Origin of the sequence: Lutibacter maritimus (genome assembly GCF_900116115.1) — a bacterium.
Lineage (GTDB): Bacteria > Bacteroidota > Bacteroidia > Flavobacteriales > Flavobacteriaceae > Lutibacter > Lutibacter maritimus.
This window is the reverse complement of the sequence record NZ_FOZP01000001.1, coordinates 643,154-658,441: the sequence shown is the minus strand read 5'-3', so window position 1 is coordinate 658,441 and position 15,288 is coordinate 643,154. Positions and strand designations below refer to the sequence as shown.

The 15,288-nt window shown below is 29.6% G+C and carries 13 protein-coding genes; 10 read left to right on the top strand and 3 right to left on the bottom strand.

The genetic code is table 11. The features are described from left to right. Nucleotides 1–102 precede the first annotated feature (102 nt). From BM335_RS03145 to BM335_RS03125, 5 genes are all read left to right on the top strand, one after another. Nucleotides 103–1,272, top strand: coding sequence for a THUMP domain-containing class I SAM-dependent RNA methyltransferase (locus BM335_RS03145; RefSeq protein WP_090223063.1), 1,170 nt, complete (start codon nucleotides 103–105; stop codon nucleotides 1,270–1,272). Nucleotides 1,273–1,541: 269 nt separating this feature from the next. Beyond that, nucleotides 1,542–2,042: a GbsR/MarR family transcriptional regulator gene (locus tag BM335_RS03140; protein WP_090223061.1), complete on the top strand. Its 501-nt coding sequence runs from the start codon at nucleotides 1,542–1,544 to the stop codon at nucleotides 2,040–2,042. A gap of 40 nt (nucleotides 2,043–2,082) precedes the next feature. After that, nucleotides 2,083–3,222 carry an efflux RND transporter periplasmic adaptor subunit gene (locus BM335_RS03135; RefSeq protein WP_090223265.1) on the top strand — a complete coding sequence of 380 codons (1,140 nt, stop codon included), beginning with the start codon at nucleotides 2,083–2,085 and terminating at the stop codon, nucleotides 3,220–3,222. 14 nt (nucleotides 3,223–3,236) lie between these two features. Then, nucleotides 3,237–6,389 carry an efflux RND transporter permease subunit gene (locus tag BM335_RS03130; protein WP_090223058.1) on the top strand — a complete coding sequence of 1,051 codons (3,153 nt, stop codon included), beginning with the start codon at nucleotides 3,237–3,239 and terminating at the stop codon, nucleotides 6,387–6,389. Nucleotides 6,390–6,391: 2 nt separating this feature from the next. Continuing rightward, nucleotides 6,392–7,786: an efflux transporter outer membrane subunit gene (locus BM335_RS03125; protein WP_090223056.1), complete on the top strand. Its 1,395-nt coding sequence runs from the start codon at nucleotides 6,392–6,394 to the stop codon at nucleotides 7,784–7,786. Between the two features lie 90 nt (nucleotides 7,787–7,876). On the opposite strand, the gene BM335_RS03120 is transcribed toward BM335_RS03125, so the two are convergent. Both BM335_RS03120 and BM335_RS03115 read right to left on the bottom strand, forming a co-directional pair. After that, complete coding sequence (locus BM335_RS03120) at nucleotides 7,877–9,016, bottom strand: hypothetical protein (RefSeq protein WP_090223054.1); 1,140 nt, start codon at nucleotides 9,014–9,016, stop codon at nucleotides 7,877–7,879. 139 nt (nucleotides 9,017–9,155) lie between these two features. Further along, nucleotides 9,156–10,175 (bottom strand): cytochrome-c peroxidase, encoded by a 1,020-nt coding sequence (locus BM335_RS03115; RefSeq protein ID WP_090223052.1) that lies wholly within the window; start codon nucleotides 10,173–10,175, stop codon nucleotides 9,156–9,158. Between the two features lie 153 nt (nucleotides 10,176–10,328). Between BM335_RS03115 and priA the strand changes: the two genes are divergently transcribed. The 5 genes from priA (at nucleotide 10,329) to BM335_RS03090 (ending at nucleotide 14,618) form a co-directional block, all read left to right on the top strand. Further along, the gene (gene priA / locus BM335_RS03110) at nucleotides 10,329–12,773 is read left to right on the top strand and encodes a replication restart helicase PriA (protein WP_177219141.1); all 2,445 of its coding nucleotides are present in this window, start codon (nucleotides 10,329–10,331) and stop codon (nucleotides 12,771–12,773) included. A gap of 130 nt (nucleotides 12,774–12,903) precedes the next feature. Beyond that, complete coding sequence (rpsF, locus tag BM335_RS03105; RefSeq protein WP_090223050.1) at nucleotides 12,904–13,254, top strand: 30S ribosomal protein S6; 351 nt, start codon at nucleotides 12,904–12,906, stop codon at nucleotides 13,252–13,254. A 5-nt stretch (nucleotides 13,255–13,259) separates the two neighbouring features. Beyond that, a complete protein-coding gene (gene rpsR / locus BM335_RS03100) occupies nucleotides 13,260–13,553 on the top strand; it encodes a 30S ribosomal protein S18 (RefSeq protein ID WP_090223048.1) in 294 nt (97 codons plus the stop codon). A 13-nt stretch (nucleotides 13,554–13,566) separates the two neighbouring features. Further along, nucleotides 13,567–14,019 (top strand): 50S ribosomal protein L9, encoded by a 453-nt coding sequence (gene rplI, locus BM335_RS03095; protein WP_090223045.1) that lies wholly within the window; start codon nucleotides 13,567–13,569, stop codon nucleotides 14,017–14,019. A 128-nt stretch (nucleotides 14,020–14,147) separates the two neighbouring features. Then, nucleotides 14,148–14,618 (top strand): DUF6495 family protein, encoded by a 471-nt coding sequence (locus BM335_RS03090; protein ID WP_090223042.1) that lies wholly within the window; start codon nucleotides 14,148–14,150, stop codon nucleotides 14,616–14,618. Here BM335_RS03090 and BM335_RS03085 read toward each other — a convergent pair. Continuing rightward, nucleotides 14,596–15,282: an SIR2 family NAD-dependent protein deacylase gene (locus BM335_RS03085; RefSeq protein ID WP_090223259.1), complete on the bottom strand. Its 687-nt coding sequence runs from the start codon at nucleotides 15,280–15,282 to the stop codon at nucleotides 14,596–14,598. The two genes, BM335_RS03090 and BM335_RS03085, sit on opposite strands and share 23 nt — an antisense overlap. Between the last annotated feature and the right edge of the window lie 6 nt (nucleotides 15,283–15,288).

The following is a 15,288-nucleotide window of genomic DNA, read 5'->3' as shown; positions in this document are numbered from 1 at the left end:
GTTTTGTTAATGAAGAAATTTTTCAAGCCATTTAAATTTTAAAAACTGTTTAACAGTATATTTAAAACTTATTAATTAAGTACTTTTGCAAAAATATTATTTATGAGTCGTAATTTTAAAATGGTTGCTACCACAATTTTTGGTTTAGAAGAAGTTTTAGCCGAAGAACTTAAAAATTTAGGAGCACAAGATGTTGAAATAGGAGTTAGAAACGTATCTTTTTCGGGTGATAAAGGTTTTATGTACAAAGCAAATATTGCATTGCGAACAGCTATAAGAGTTTTAAAACCTATAAAACGTTTTAAAGTAGGAGATGAAGATGATTTATATAAAAAATTACAAACTATTGATTGGGAGCGTGAAATGGATGTAGATAGCACATTTGCAATTGGTGCAGTTGTAAATTCTAAAAATTTCACTACAAATTCACATTATATTGCATTAAAATCTAAAGATGCAATTGCCGATTATTTTAGGCATAAATACCATAAAAGACCCAATGTTGATGTGAAATATCCAGATTTAAAAATTCATGTACATATACAAAACGATTTATGTACTGTTTCATTAGATAGTTCAGGAGATTCTTTACACAAACGCGGTTATAGAAGCGCTACTAATATTGCACCAATTAACGAAGTTTTAGCTGCAGGCTTGGTGTTACTTTCAGGTTATACTGGTGATTGCAATTTTATTGATCCAATGTGTGGTTCAGGAACTATTTTAATTGAAGCTGCAATGATTGCTAATAATATTCCGGCCAATATTAACAGAAAAGAATTTGGTTTTGAAAAGTGGAAAGATTATGATGAAGATTTATTTTTTACAATTCAAGATGCTTTGTTGAAAAAAATTAGAAGTTCTCATTTTAAAATCATGGGTTTTGATAAAGCTCCATCTGCGGTTAGAAAAGCAACTGAAAACGTTGAAAATGCTAATCTATCAGAATTTATTGGCGTGCATCATGTGAATTTTTTTAACTCTGTAAAAGAAGTGTTCGGACAAACAACCATTTTGTTTAACCCTCCTTACGGTGAACGTTTAGATATTGATATGCAGGCTTTTTACAAAAATATTGGCGATACCTTAAAAAGCGGTTATCCAGGTTCAACAGTTTGGTTTATAACTTCAAATATAGAAGCTATTAAACATGTAGGTTTAAAAACTTCACGTAGAATTCCACTTAAAAATGGTGATTTAGATTGTATTTATGTCCGTTATGATATGTATGAAGGTAGTAGAAAAGCAAAAAAGAATAACTTAGATAGCTAAATAATTAAGCTATATTTTTAATTATAAATGTTGATGTTGGTTCTGCTACTGAAGAGTTAAAATCAACATTTTTTTTGCTCAATAAACATTTATTAGTGTCTTTTATACAAAATCTTAAATTTTATTGTATACTTGTTAAAAATATAAATATCTGTATATTAGATATTTATAATTAAATAAACTTTAATTTCATTATTTTATTAAAAATATAGTTTTGTTAGTTCGGAAAATACCGAACTAATTGTATATTTGCAAAAATATTTTAAATTATGTTAAAAGATTTTGATTTAAAAAAGAAGGAACTAATAGAAAAGTTAGGAGTTCATATAGAAGCTAATGACCATTACGCACCATTAGCGGCTAGAATTGTAGCTTTTATAATTTTAAATGGAAGAAAAGGCGCAACTTTTGAACAGTTAGTTACAAATTTATGCGCTAGTAAAAGTACTGTTTCAACACATTTAACTCATTTACAAAGTTTAAAAAAGATTTTGTATTATACTAAAACAGGTGACCGCAAAAAATATTTTGTGGTTAATAAAGATCATCTTGTACAAAATATGGATAATATGATTGCTACTTGGACTTCTCAAAAGATATTACATGAAGAAATTAAAGAATTTAAAGATTCTTATAATCAATTGGAAACAACGGATGATGAATCAAAATTTGATTTAGAATTTCATACAGATTTTATCACATTTTTAAATGAAGCAACTGCATCAATATCTATATTAAGAAAAAAATTAATTGAAAAACATCATATTTAAAACGTATAAAAAATTAAAAATAATTAAAGACTTAAAACACATGAAAAATAAAATAATCTACTATTTAATACCTGGTGTAATTATTATTTTAGGTATTGTAATTAGTATTAGTAGCTATGGTAGTGAAAATACAAAACAAGCAGCACCTAAAAGTATGGTTTTGCCATTTCCAGTGGTTAAAGTTGTACAGCAAAATACTACAAGTTTTCAAAAATTTCCTGCAAGTATTGAGGGAGAAATTAATAGTGAAGTTAGGCCAAAAGTAACAGGATATATACAAGATGTATTAGTTGATGAAGGTGATATTGTTAAACAAGGTCAGTTGTTATTTAAATTAGAAACGCAATCTTTAAGTCAAGATGCTGCAGCTGCAAAAGCGAATGTTAATACAGCGCAATTAGCAGTAAATAAATTGATTCCATTAGTTGAAAAAAATATTATAAGTAATATTCAACTTGAAACAGCAAAAGCTCAGTTAGAACAAGCCAAAAGCGCTTATAATAGTGTAATTGCAACTATTAATTATGCTAATGTAAAAAGTCCAGTTAATGGTGTTGTAGGTTCAATTAATTACCGAAAAGGAGCTTTGGTTAGCGCTTCAAACTCTTTACCTTTAACAAGTGTATCATCTATAGAAAATGTGTATGCGTATTTTTCAATGAATGAAAAAGCATTTATCGAATTTATTCAAAATGCAGAAGGAAAAACTATTGAAGAAAAAATTAAAGCCCTTCCAAAAGTGCAGTTAGAATTGGCAAATGGGAAAGTTTATGAACAAGATGGAATTATAGAAACCATTACAGGAGATATTAACCAACAAACAGGTTCAGTTACATTTAGAGCAAAATTTAATAACGAAGCAGGTTTGTTAAGAAATGGTAGTAGTGGTACAATTTCAGTTCCTAAAATTTACAAAAATGCATTGGTTATTCCTGCAGAATCTACCTTTGAAAATCAAGGGAAAAAGTTTGTTTATACAGTTCAAGGAGACTCTCTAGTAAATACCTCTATTTCAGTTTTGGACTCTTCAGATAAATTATATATCATTGAAAGTGGTTTGCAAGAAGGAACTATAATTTTGGCAAAAGGTGTAGGTAAAGTAAAACCAGGGATGAAAATAGCGCCAATTTTAACTCCACTAGATAGTATTACCAACTCATTTCAAACAGTATTTAAATAATTAATTAAACACGTATGTTAAAGACATTTATTGAAAGACCAGTGCTTTCAACAGTTATCTCTATTATAATAGTTATACTAGGGGTGTTAGGTTTATCGCAGTTACCCGTAACTCAATATCCAGATATTGCGCCACCAACAGTTCAAGTTACAGCATCCTATCCTGGAGCAAATGCAGAAACAATATTAGAAAGTGTAATTATTCCTATTGAAGAGCAAATAAATGGTGTTGAAGGTATGACTTATATAACTTCAACAGCAAGTAATTCAGGTAGTGCAAGTATTCAAGTATTTTTTGAACAAGGTTATGACGCCGATATTGCAGCTGTAAACGTACAAAACAGAGTTTCAAGAGCCAATTCATCATTGCCTTCAGAAGTGATAAGAGCTGGTGTTACAACAGCAAAACAACAAAACTCTGCATTGCTATATGCGGCAATTTATTCTGAAAATCCAGAGTATGATGATACGTATCTTCAAAATTATTTAAATATAAATATAAAACCAGAATTATTACGTGTAAATGGAGTAGGTGCTTTAAATGTATTTGGAGGAAAAGATTACGCGATGCGCGTTTGGTTAGATCCGAATAAAATGGCTAATTACCAATTGGTTCCTTCAGATGTTATTGCAGCAATTAATGAACAAAGTTTAGAAGCTGCAGCAGGTTCGTTAGGCCAAAATGCCGGTGAATCTTTTGAATATGTAATAAAATATAAAGGACGTTATAAAACAGCTACAGAATATGGTGATATCATTATTAAAGCTTTAGAAAACGGTCAGTTTTTAAGGGTTAAAGATGTTGCTAAAATTGAATTAGATGCGTTTTCGTACTCAAGTACTTCGCGTTCTAAAGGTTTTCCATCATTAAATTTTGGTGTATTTCAAACACCAGGTTCTAATGCTCAGGAAATCATTAAAAATATTTATAACAAATTTGATGAATTAGAAAAAGATTTTCCTGAAGGTGTTCATTATTTAGTAAATTATGATACCAATAAATTTTTAACAGCATCAATAGGTAAAGTTAAAACAACCATAATTGAAGCATTTTTATTGGTTTTTGTGGTGGTGTTTATTTTTTTACAAGATTTAAAATCTACAATAATACCAGCAATTGCTGTACCCGTTTCAATTATTGGAACGTTCTTTTTCTTAAATTTATTCGGATATTCCATAAACTTATTAACGCTATTTGCTTTAATATTATCTATAGGTATTGTTGTTGATGATGCTATTGTTGTTGTGGAGGCTGTACACGTAAAATTAGAAAGAGGAATGAAAGATGCGCGAAAAGCATCAGTTTCTGCTATGAGCGAAATAAGTGGAGCAATTGTTTCAATTACATTGGTTATGATTGCGGTGTTTTTACCAATTACTTTTATAACAGGACCTTCGGGTGTGTTTTATCAACAGTTTGGTGTAACACTTATGATTGCTATATTTATTTCGGCCTTAAATGCACTAACATTAACTCCTGCATTATGTGCAATATTTTTAAGAAAATATAAACATGCTGATGAAAAAAATCAAAGTTTATTGCAACGTTTTTATGGTGCATTTAATACGGGCTTTAATGCTACAGCAAACAAGTATGCAAAATCTTTAGGTTTTTTAATTAAATTTAAATGGGTTACTGTTGGTATTTTAGCAATAAGTATTGCAATTATTGTTTTTATAGGTAAAATTATTCCAACTGGATTTGTACCAACAGAAGATCGTGGGGTTATTTTTGCAAATATAGAATTGCCAGCAGGTTCATCTTTAGATAGAACATTTCAAGTAACTGAAGAGCTTTCAAAAATAATTAAAACCATAAAAGGAATTAAAACAGGTTCATTTGTAAATGGTAGAAATTTTTTTGCTGGTGAAGGAAGTTCTAACGCATTAGGATTTATTATTTTAGAAGATTGGGCAGATAGAAAATCGGCTCAAGAATCTGTAAATGCTATTGTTGGACAACTTTTTCAGAAAACAGCAACTATAAGTGAAGCTAATATCATTTTTTTTACACCACCTAGTGTTCCAGGTTTTGGTTCATCTGAAGGATTTGAAATGCGTATTTTAGATAAGTCTGCTGGTGAATTAAAAAAATTAGATGAAACATCTAAAAGCTTTTTAAACACCTTAAGGCAACAACCTGAAATTGCGTTTGTTTCAAACTCATTTAGTACAAATTACCCACAATTAGAATTAAATATAAACGAAGAAAGAGCTAAACAAGCCGGCGTTTCTATCAATACTATTTTAGCTACTATTCAAGGATATATTGGTGGTTATTATGCTGCCGATTTTAGTAGATTTGGAAAGCAATTTAGAGTATTTATTCAAGCGTTACCAGATGATAGAACTAATGAAGCTAGTTTAAATAGTATGTTTGTTAAAACTCCAAGTGGTGAAATGGCACCTATTTCTCAATTTGTAACTTTAAATAGAGTTTATGGACCTCAAACAATTAATCGTTTTAATTTATTTAATTCTGTTACTGTAAACGGATCTCCAGTTCCTGGATATAGTTCAGGTGATGCAATTAAGATAATTGATAAATTAGCTGAAACTGAATTACCTGATGGTTATTCAATTGCTTATTCTGGAATTACACGTGAAGAAATAGCTTCTGCTGGGCAAAGTATTATTATTTTCATTATTAGCATACTCTTTGTTTACTTTTTACTTGCAGCCCAATATGAAAGTTACTTATTGCCATTATCGGTTATATTTTCATTGCCAGTAGGTATTGCCGGAGCATATTTAACCACCTATTTTTCAGGATTAGAAAACAACATTTACTTTCAAATTGCTTTAATTATGTTAATTGGTTTATTAGCTAAAAATGCCATTTTAATTGTAGAATTTGCAATACAAAAACGTAAACAAGGATTTACATTAACCGATGCAGCAATAGAAGGAGCAAAAGTAAGATTGCGTCCAATTTTAATGACATCATTTGCTTTTATTTTGGGGTTATTGCCATTGGTGTTAGCAAAAGGAGTTGGTGCAGAAGGAAATAATTCTATTGGTACAGGAGCTGCTGGTGGTTTGTTGATTGGAACTATTTTTGGAATTTTTGTAATACCAGTTTTGTTTGTTGTATTTCAATGGTTACAAGAAAAAATTACTGGTGCTCCAACACCAATTATTGTTGAAAATTTAGAAGAAAAAGCTTAAAAATGAAAACACAAAAAATATATAAAATACTTTTAATTATTGGTTTGCCAATACTTTTATCATCGTGTTTTGCAGCAAAAGAGTATAGTAGACCAGAAACGATTATTTCAGAAAATAGTTTTAGAACAGATGCCATTTCTAAAGATAGTTTATCAATGGCTGTAGTTTCTTGGAAAGAACTATTTACTGATCAATTTCTTCAAAAATATATTAATGAAGGGTTGATAAATAATATTGATAATAGAGTTGCTTTACAACAAATTATTGCTGCTCAAGCTTATTTAAAGCAAGGAAAAGCAGGTTATTTACCTACTTTAAATGGAAGTTTGCAATTTAATCATCAAGAAAATTCAGATAATATGGGCTACGCTATATCATCTGCAAATCAATATAGTTTAGGAGCTAATTTATCTTGGGAAGCTGATATATGGGGAAAGATACGAAGTAATAAACGTGCATTTGAGGCATCGTATTTGCAATCTGTTGCTGCACATCAGGCAATAAAAACTACCTTGGTTTCTCAAATAGCTGCTGTTTATTATCAATTATTATCGTTAGATGAACAGGTGAAAATAACTAAAGAAACTATTGAAACCAGAGAAAAAGGTTTAACAACAACACAAGCGCTAAAAGAATCTGGATATGTTACCGAAATTGCAGTAAAACAAACAGAAGCTCAATTATATACAGCAAAATCTATTTTAATTGATTTAAATGAGCAAATTCATTTGTTAGAAAATACCATGTCTATTTTGTTGGGAAAATCTTCATCAAAAATTGAAAGAAGTACTTTTAGTGAACAAAAAATAGCGATTCCTTTAGAAATAGGAGTTCCAGCTTTGTTACTGAGTAATAGACCAGATGTAATAGCAGCAGAATCGCGTTTTATGCAGGCATTTGAGTTAACAAATGTGGCAAGAAGTAATTTTTATCCAACTATTACTTTAACTGCATCTGGTGGATTTCAAAGTTTAGATTTTGATAATTTTTTTAATGCTAGCTCTTTGTTTTCAAATGTATTAGGTGGGCTAACTCAACCAATTTTTAATAGTAAAAAAATTAAAACGCAATATGAAGTTTCAAAAGCACAACAAGAGCAAGCGTTGTTGAGATTTAAAGAAACGCTGTTAAATGCTAGTAAAGAAGTGTCTGATGCAATGTATAGTTATAAAGCTGCAACAGAAAAAATTGCAATTAAAGAAAAAGAGTTTAATGCTTATAATACAGCAAGTAGCTATTCACAAGAGTTATTAAATAATGGTTTAGCAAATTATTTAGAAGTGCTTAATGCACAAGAAAATGCTTTGAATTCGCAACTAGGATTAATAAACGCACAATTCAATCAATTAAAATATACTATTGATTTATATAAAGCATTAGGTGGTGGTTGGCGATAAATTTTGAGTTTGGTTGATTAAAAAGCCTTTTAGTTTTGATACTAAAAGGCTTTTGTTTTTTTACGAAAATGCTAACTAATACTATTTAATTTATCCTCTTCTACTTCTTGAATCGGAGTCTGAACTACGCACTTTAGATTTTGAAGCATTATTTTTAGTTCTACTTGATTCTCTAGTATTTTTATTAGAAGTATTAAAAACACGTTTATTATTATCTGAACTTTTATAATTTCTGTTTTCTACTTTAGTTCTATCTGTTTTTACAGATTTTTCAGGTGAACGTTTAGTAATTGTTGCAGTTCTATCATTTGAATTTCTATTACCGTTTGTTCTATCTTTATAAACTGTTCTATCAACATTATTTCTATTTTTATCTATAGTACGTTCAACATTTGTATTTCTATTAGTACTATTTTTACCGTAATTTATAGATCTGTTTGTTGCGTTTCCTCTATTAGTATTATTGTTTGAAGTATTAGCAGTTCTTCTATTGGTACTTTCCACTCTTGAATAACTTCTATCATCATTTATTTTAGGAATTTTAATAGTTGCTACTCTTGAATGATTAGTGTTTCCATTATTTCTTTGATTATAATTTCTATAGTTTTTATTGTAATATTTATTTCTAGAATGATCACTATAATATGTATAACGTATTGGTTTGTAGTGATTTCTATATGGTTTGTAGCTTACAATTCTAAAATCAAACAATGGTCTTACAAAGTAATTATGATATGGATGGTACACATAATGACGGTTGTATGTATTTATATATCCTGAACAATGTGAATATAATCCTCGGCTATTATAATAAACGTGCAATCCGCCTAAAGTTATTAATCTACCATTTCTATAATTTATTTGTGTATTTCCAATTCTTGAAACTCTACCATAATAATCATAATCTATATAAATATCTTCAACTTGAATAACTGCGCCAAAATCGTCATATTGTACATAAGCATCATAGTTATAACCAGAGTTAAAAGTGATATCCATGCCGTTTCCGTGATATCCTACATGCAATCCGTTTCTTGGGTTAATGTAAAAATCAAATTCTCCATTTTGGAAAATGGCAAAAGTTACGCCTCTTTCTACAAAAGTGAATGAATTATCATAATTATTATAATCTGGATATACATATGCAGAACTTACAGTATTGTTAGTTGAAGCAATAGATCCAAAGCTAACTAATACAAATGTTGCGAATAAAAATAATGTGTTTTTCATAATAAAAAATTTAAAGGGTTCATACTAAATATTATTGGTTAGCATTCTGCATAATAGGAAGCAAACAGCGTGCCAAAAAAATATGCCCAATAAAATTGGGCATATATAGTTCTTAAAATCAGGGTATTAAAAATATATTTTAAATGTTTTTAGGTAGCTCACCTGTTAAAGAATTTAAAAATGAAATCAAGGAATTCAAATCTTTTTCTGAAAGATCTTTATTTAATTGTATCTTTCCCATTATTCTAATAGCTTCTTTTAAATCTGAAACGCTTCCGTCATGAAAATATGGATATGTTTTTTCAATATTTCTTAAAGAAGGTGATTTAAAAACATATTTATCATTTTCATTTTTTGTAACTTCAAACTTTCCTTCGTCAATTTTTGTGCTTTTTGTATATTTCCAATAATTATCATACACTCCAAATTTTTGATAGATATTTCCTCCTAACACATTTCCAGAATGACAAGCTACACAACCTGTACTAATAAATAATTTTAAACCTTCTTTTTCATCAGTTGTTAGGGCATTTAAATCTCCATTAATAAATTCATCAAATCTAGAAGGAGTTACTAACGTTCGTTCAAAAGCTCCAATAGCATTTTGAATATTTTTATAGTTAATAGGGTTTTTATCAGTTGGGAAAACTTTTGCAAACAGGCTGTTGTACTCATCAATTGCAGATAATCGCTCAACAACAATAGTTTCACTTGGCATAGCCATTTCTACCGGATTTAAAATTGGTCCGCCAGCTTGCGCTTCTACATCAGGTTCTCTACCATCCCAAAATTGTGACATGTGTAATGCTGCATTAAAAACTGTTGGTGAATTTCTAGCACCAAAACCACCATCATTTCCTGGTGAAGTCCTCAAATTATCAACACCATATGTTTCTAAATTATGACACGTGTTACAACTTTGCGTATTGTCTTTAGATAATCTGTTATCGAAAAATAGTTTTTTACCTAACTCCACTTTTTCTTGGGTTACTTTATTATTCGGATTTTCAACTATTTTAGGTAATTTACCAAACATAGAGGAAGCTGTTTTTTGTAAAGCTACGTACTCTGGATTTTCGTCTACTTTTTTATCATTTTTAGATTCTTTACAACTAATCATGCTAATTATAAAAACGAACAGTATAAATATATTTTTCATTATAAATATTTTAAAAAATTAATATAAATTTATTTAAAAATGAATGGGTTAAAGCAACTTAAATTACCTAAGGAAGCAAATAAAGTGACATAAATTATAAATTGCTTTTGTAGACATTTTAATTTGAATACTTTTACTTTTTATTTTTATGAATTGAATAATTTTATAAACGTCATATTACCAATTCCGCTTCAAAAGCAATTTACCTATAAAATTACAGAAGCCGAAGCTGCATTTTTAAAGTCAGGAATGCGTGTTGCTGTAGAATTTGGAAAATCTAAAATTTATACAGCGTTGGTATATACTATCCATAACGAACCGCCAGTAGGTTATGAAGCCAAAGAAATATTTCAAATTTTAGATGAAACTCCTATTGTAAATGAAATTCAGTTAGCGCATTGGGAATGGATTTCAAATTATTATATGTGTTCTTTAGGTGAAGTTTTTAGAGCAGCATTACCATCAGCCTTTTTATTAGAAAGCGAAACAGTAATTCAGCAAAATATTGGGTTTACAACTGAAGAACTATTAAATGATGATGAGTTTTTAATTTATGAAGCGCTGCAACATCAAACGCAATTAACCATAAATCAGATAGTTGAAATACTTGGAAAAAAGGCAGTTTTTCCAGTGATTAAAGATTTAATTGAAAAAAATGTAATCAACGTAAAAGAACAAATTTACGAACAATACAAACCTAAATTAATAAAATATGTTCGGTTAAATGCTGTTTGGAATGAAAAAGAAAAACTTTCAGAATTATTAGAAACTTTAAGCAGAGCGCAAAAACAGCGCGATGTTATTTTAACATATTTTCAGCTTCAAACCACTAAAAAACCAATAAAGGTTGTAGATCTTCAAGAAAAAGCGAATAGTTCAGCAGCTGTTATAAAATCGTTGGTTGATAAAGATATTTTGGAATATTATTTTATTCAAACCGATAGAATAAATTTTGATGGTAATTCAAAAGAAATAAAAATATTAACATCACATCAAGAAGAAGCTTTTTTAGCTATTAAAAAATGTTTTGAAACTAAACAAGTAACTTTGTTAAAAGGAATTACAAGTAGCGGGAAAACAGAGATTTATGCTAAATTAATAAAGCAACAATTAGAACAAGGGAAACAAGTTTTGTATTTATTACCAGAAATTGCCCTAACCACCCAACTAATAGAGCGTTTGCAAATTTATTTTGGTGAATATTTATCCATATTTCATTCTAAATATTCTATGAATGAACGTGTAGAAGTATGGAATAATGTTTTAGAAAATAATCAAAAAGCACAACTTATTTTAGGAGCACGTTCCTCGTTATTTTTGCCATTTTCTGATTTAGGTTTAATTATAGTTGATGAAGAGCACGAACCATCGTTTAAACAATATGATCCGTCGCCACGATATCATGCTCGTGATGCTGCAATTGTTTTAGCAAATCAACATAACACAAAAGTATTGTTGGGTTCTGCAACGCCAAGTATAGAAACATTTTACAACGCGCAACAAGGCAAATATGGGTTTGTAGAGTTAAACAGACGTTTTGGAAATGTATTATTACCAGAAATAGAATTGGTAGATGTTAAAGAAAAGCATCGAAAAAAAAGAATGAAAGGTCATTTTTCTGATCGATTATTAGAAATGATTTCAGATGCACTTAAAGAAAAAGAGCAAGTTATTTTATTTCAAAATAGAAGAGGATTTGCGCCAGTTGTTGAGTGCGAAACTTGTGGCGTTTCTCCACAATGTCCGCAATGCGATGTTAGCTTAACCTTTCATAGTTATAGAAAGGAATTACGTTGCCATTACTGTGGTTACCGTCAAGCAATGTTGCATAATTGTGGTGCTTGTGGCAGCGAAAAATTAAATACAAAAGGTTTTGGAACTGAACAAATAGAGTTGGAATTGCAGGAACTGTTTCCAAATGTTAATATTGGTCGAATGGATTTAGATACTACACGAGGAAAATATGGCTATCAAAAAATATTAGGGCAATTTCAGGCTCAGGAAATAGATATTTTAGTGGGAACGCAAATGCTATCAAAAGGATTGGATTTTGCAAATGTATCGTTGGTTGGTATTATGAATGCCGATAACATGCTAAATTTTCCAGATTTTAGAGCGCATGAGCGTAGTTATCAATTAATGGTGCAAGTTTCGGGTAGGGCAGGGCGTGATCAAAAAAGAGGGAAAGTAGCTATACAAACATTTAATCCGTATCATCAAATATTGCAACAAGTTTCTACAAATTCTTATGATGAAATGTTTAAGGAACAGTTGCAAGAACGCTGGCAATACCATTATCCGCCATTTTATAGAATTATTAAAATTACGTTACGACACAAAAATTTTAATTCTGTAGAAGATGGAGCAAATTGGTTGGGGAAATCTTTAACTGCTAATGTAAAAGAACAGATTTTAGGACCTACAACACCAGCCATTTCGAAAATTAGAAATTATTATATTCGTCAAATTATTATAAAAATTCCACCAAAACAATCTATTGCAGCATCAAAAAATAAAATAATTAGAGTGGTAAATGCTTTTCAGGCAATAAAAGAGTTTCGTTCAATTAAATTAACAATTGATGTAGATAATTATTAAATTGGCGTTGATTTTATGCTTTTAGTTAAGTTGCTAAAAATCTATATTAAATTTGTGGCTTTAGCACTTGCCATTTAATTAAATAACAGTATATTTGCACCCTTAAAAGTAAAAACTTAAATAATTAATTATGAATCATTACGAAACTGTTTTCATTTTGAATCCCGTTTTATCTGATGTTCAGGTAAAGGAAACAGTAAAGAAGTTTGAGGACTATCTTGTTTCTAAAGGTGCCGAAATGATATCAAAAGAAGATTGGGGGCTAAAAAAATTAGCTTACACAATCCAACACAAAAAAAGTGGATTTTATCACTTATTTGAATACAAAGTTGCTGGAGAAGTAATTGCTCCGTTTGAACTTGAATTTAGAAGAGATGATAGCATTATGCGTTATTTAACCGTAGCGTTAGATAAACATGCTGTTGCTTGGGCTGAAAAGAGAAGACAAAGAAATAGTAACGCTAAAGCAGCTAAAAAATAAGAGATATGTCTATAGAACAACAAGCAAAAGGAGGAAAAACTGGTGATGTTCGTTACCTAACTCCGTTAGATATTGATACTAAAGAAGTAAAAAAATACTGTCGTTTCAAAAAGAACGGTATCAAGTATATTGATTATAAAGATGCTGATTTCTTATTATATTTAGTAAATGAGCAAGGTAAAATTTTACCTCGTCGTTTAACTGGAACTTCATTAAAATATCAACGTAAAGTGTCTGTTGCTATTAAAAGAGCACGTCACTTAGCTTTAATGCCATATGTTGGTGATTTATTAAAATAAAAGAAGAAGGATTATGGAAATTATATTAAAACAAGACGTTGAAAACTTAGGTTTTATTGACGATATTGTAACTGTAAAAAACGGTTACGGACGTAACTTCTTAATTCCTCAGGGATTAGCAGTATTAGCAACAACATCAGCAAAAAAAGTATTAGCTGAAACTTTAAAGCAACGTGCTTTTAAAGAAGAAAAGTTAATAAAAGACGCTACTGTTATTGCAGACGCTTTAAAAGAATTAGATATTAAAATTACTGCAAAAACTGCTGATAGTTCAAAATTATTTGGTTCAGTTAACAATGCAGATGTTGCAGAGGCTTTAGCTGCTGCAGGTCAAGTAGTTGATAAAAAATATATTAAAGTTGAAGGTGGTAATATTAAAAGAATTGGAAAATACAATGCTACTATTAGATTACATAGATCAGTAGTTGTTGAATTACCTATTGATATTATTGCTGAAGCAAAATAATATTTATAACTTTTTAGTTATTAAAACCCACTTTATAGTGGGTTTTTTTATGATTAAATTATACCAAAAGGGTTAAAATTTAATATATTTGAACCGCTTTTATTTGGCGGTTTTTTATTCAAAAAAATATGAAATACAGACTTTTAACAAAAGAACAATTACAAGAACTACACGAAGAATTTTCAAAGTTTTTAGCAACCCAACAAATTGATTCGGAAGAATGGAAAACTATAAAAAAAGAAAAACCATCTATGGCAGATGAAGAATTGGCTGTTTTTAGTGATGTTGTTTGGGAAGATGTACTAACAAAAACATCCTTTTTAGAACATATATCAGAAAATCACATGAATTTGTTTAAATGTGACGCAACTAAAATTTTTAGAATTTATATAAAACTAAATGATTCTTCAAAAAGCTTTTTAAATAATGATGATTTTAACTGGTTTATTAATAATCCATTAGATAATTCTATTGAATATTTTAAGGCATCAAAAAAATATGATTTAGAGAGAAATTTAGAACTTTTTAAATTAATAGAGTTAGGAAGTGTTATTTCAAAAGGTGAGTTATATACTTCTATAAGTCAATTAATTGATTAACAACTTTTGGAACACCTGTAGAAGCATTTTCTGCGATAATTTTTAAATTAGGAAAATAGTTTTTTTGAATAACTGGTTGAGGGTCAATAAAATAAATATGAGTAGCTAAACTTACATAATTAATTAAATTGGCAGCAGGATACACTTGCATAGACGTACCAACTATAATTAAAACATCAGCCTGTGAAGTAATTCTTGCGGCAGTACTAAGCAAAGGTACTTCTTCTCCAAACCAAACAATATGAGGACGTAGTTGTGAGCCAAGCTCGCAGGTATCACCAATATTGATATCGTTTAAGCATTCATAAATTAATTTTGGATTTACCGTGCTTCTAGATTTTAATAATTCGCCGTGTAAATGAATAATATTTGTACTTCCAGCGCACTCATGTAAATCATCAATATTTTGAGTTATAATAGTTACATTGTATTTGTACTCTAATAATTTTAAAGCTGAATGAGCTAAATTTGGTTCAACAGTAAGTAATTGTGAGCGTCTTTGATTGTAAAAATCGAGTACCAATTGTTGATTTTTTTCCCAACCAATAGGCGAGGCAACTTCCATTACGTCGTGACCTTCCCATAAACCATCAGCACCTCTAAATGTTTGTATGCCGCTTTCTGCACTTATACCTGCACCTGTTAAAATAACAATATTTTTCACTCTTAA

Excerpts from the sequence above, each read along its gene's own strand:
- BM335_RS03130 (WP_090223058.1), top strand. The coding sequence starts at position 3,237 with ATGTTAAAGACATTTATTGAAAGACCAGTGCTTTCAACAGTTATCTCT.
- rpsR (WP_090223048.1), top strand. The coding sequence starts at position 13,260 with ATGTCTATAGAACAACAAGCAAAAGGAGGAAAAACTGGTGATGTTCGT.
- rplI (WP_090223045.1), top strand. The coding sequence starts at position 13,567 with ATGGAAATTATATTAAAACAAGACGTTGAAAACTTAGGTTTTATTGAC.
- rpsF (WP_090223050.1), top strand. The coding sequence starts at position 12,904 with ATGAATCATTACGAAACTGTTTTCATTTTGAATCCCGTTTTATCTGAT.
- BM335_RS03125 (WP_090223056.1), top strand. The coding sequence starts at position 6,392 with ATGAAAACACAAAAAATATATAAAATACTTTTAATTATTGGTTTGCCA.
- BM335_RS03115 (WP_090223052.1), bottom strand. The coding sequence starts at position 10,175 with ATGAAAAATATATTTATACTGTTCGTTTTTATAATTAGCATGATTAGT.
- BM335_RS03140 (WP_090223061.1), top strand. The coding sequence starts at position 1,542 with ATGTTAAAAGATTTTGATTTAAAAAAGAAGGAACTAATAGAAAAGTTA.
- BM335_RS03090 (WP_090223042.1), top strand. The coding sequence starts at position 14,148 with ATGAAATACAGACTTTTAACAAAAGAACAATTACAAGAACTACACGAA.
- BM335_RS03120 (WP_090223054.1), bottom strand. The coding sequence starts at position 9,016 with ATGAAAAACACATTATTTTTATTCGCAACATTTGTATTAGTTAGCTTT.
- BM335_RS03135 (WP_090223265.1), top strand. The coding sequence starts at position 2,083 with ATGAAAAATAAAATAATCTACTATTTAATACCTGGTGTAATTATTATT.
- BM335_RS03145 (WP_090223063.1), top strand. The coding sequence starts at position 103 with ATGAGTCGTAATTTTAAAATGGTTGCTACCACAATTTTTGGTTTAGAA.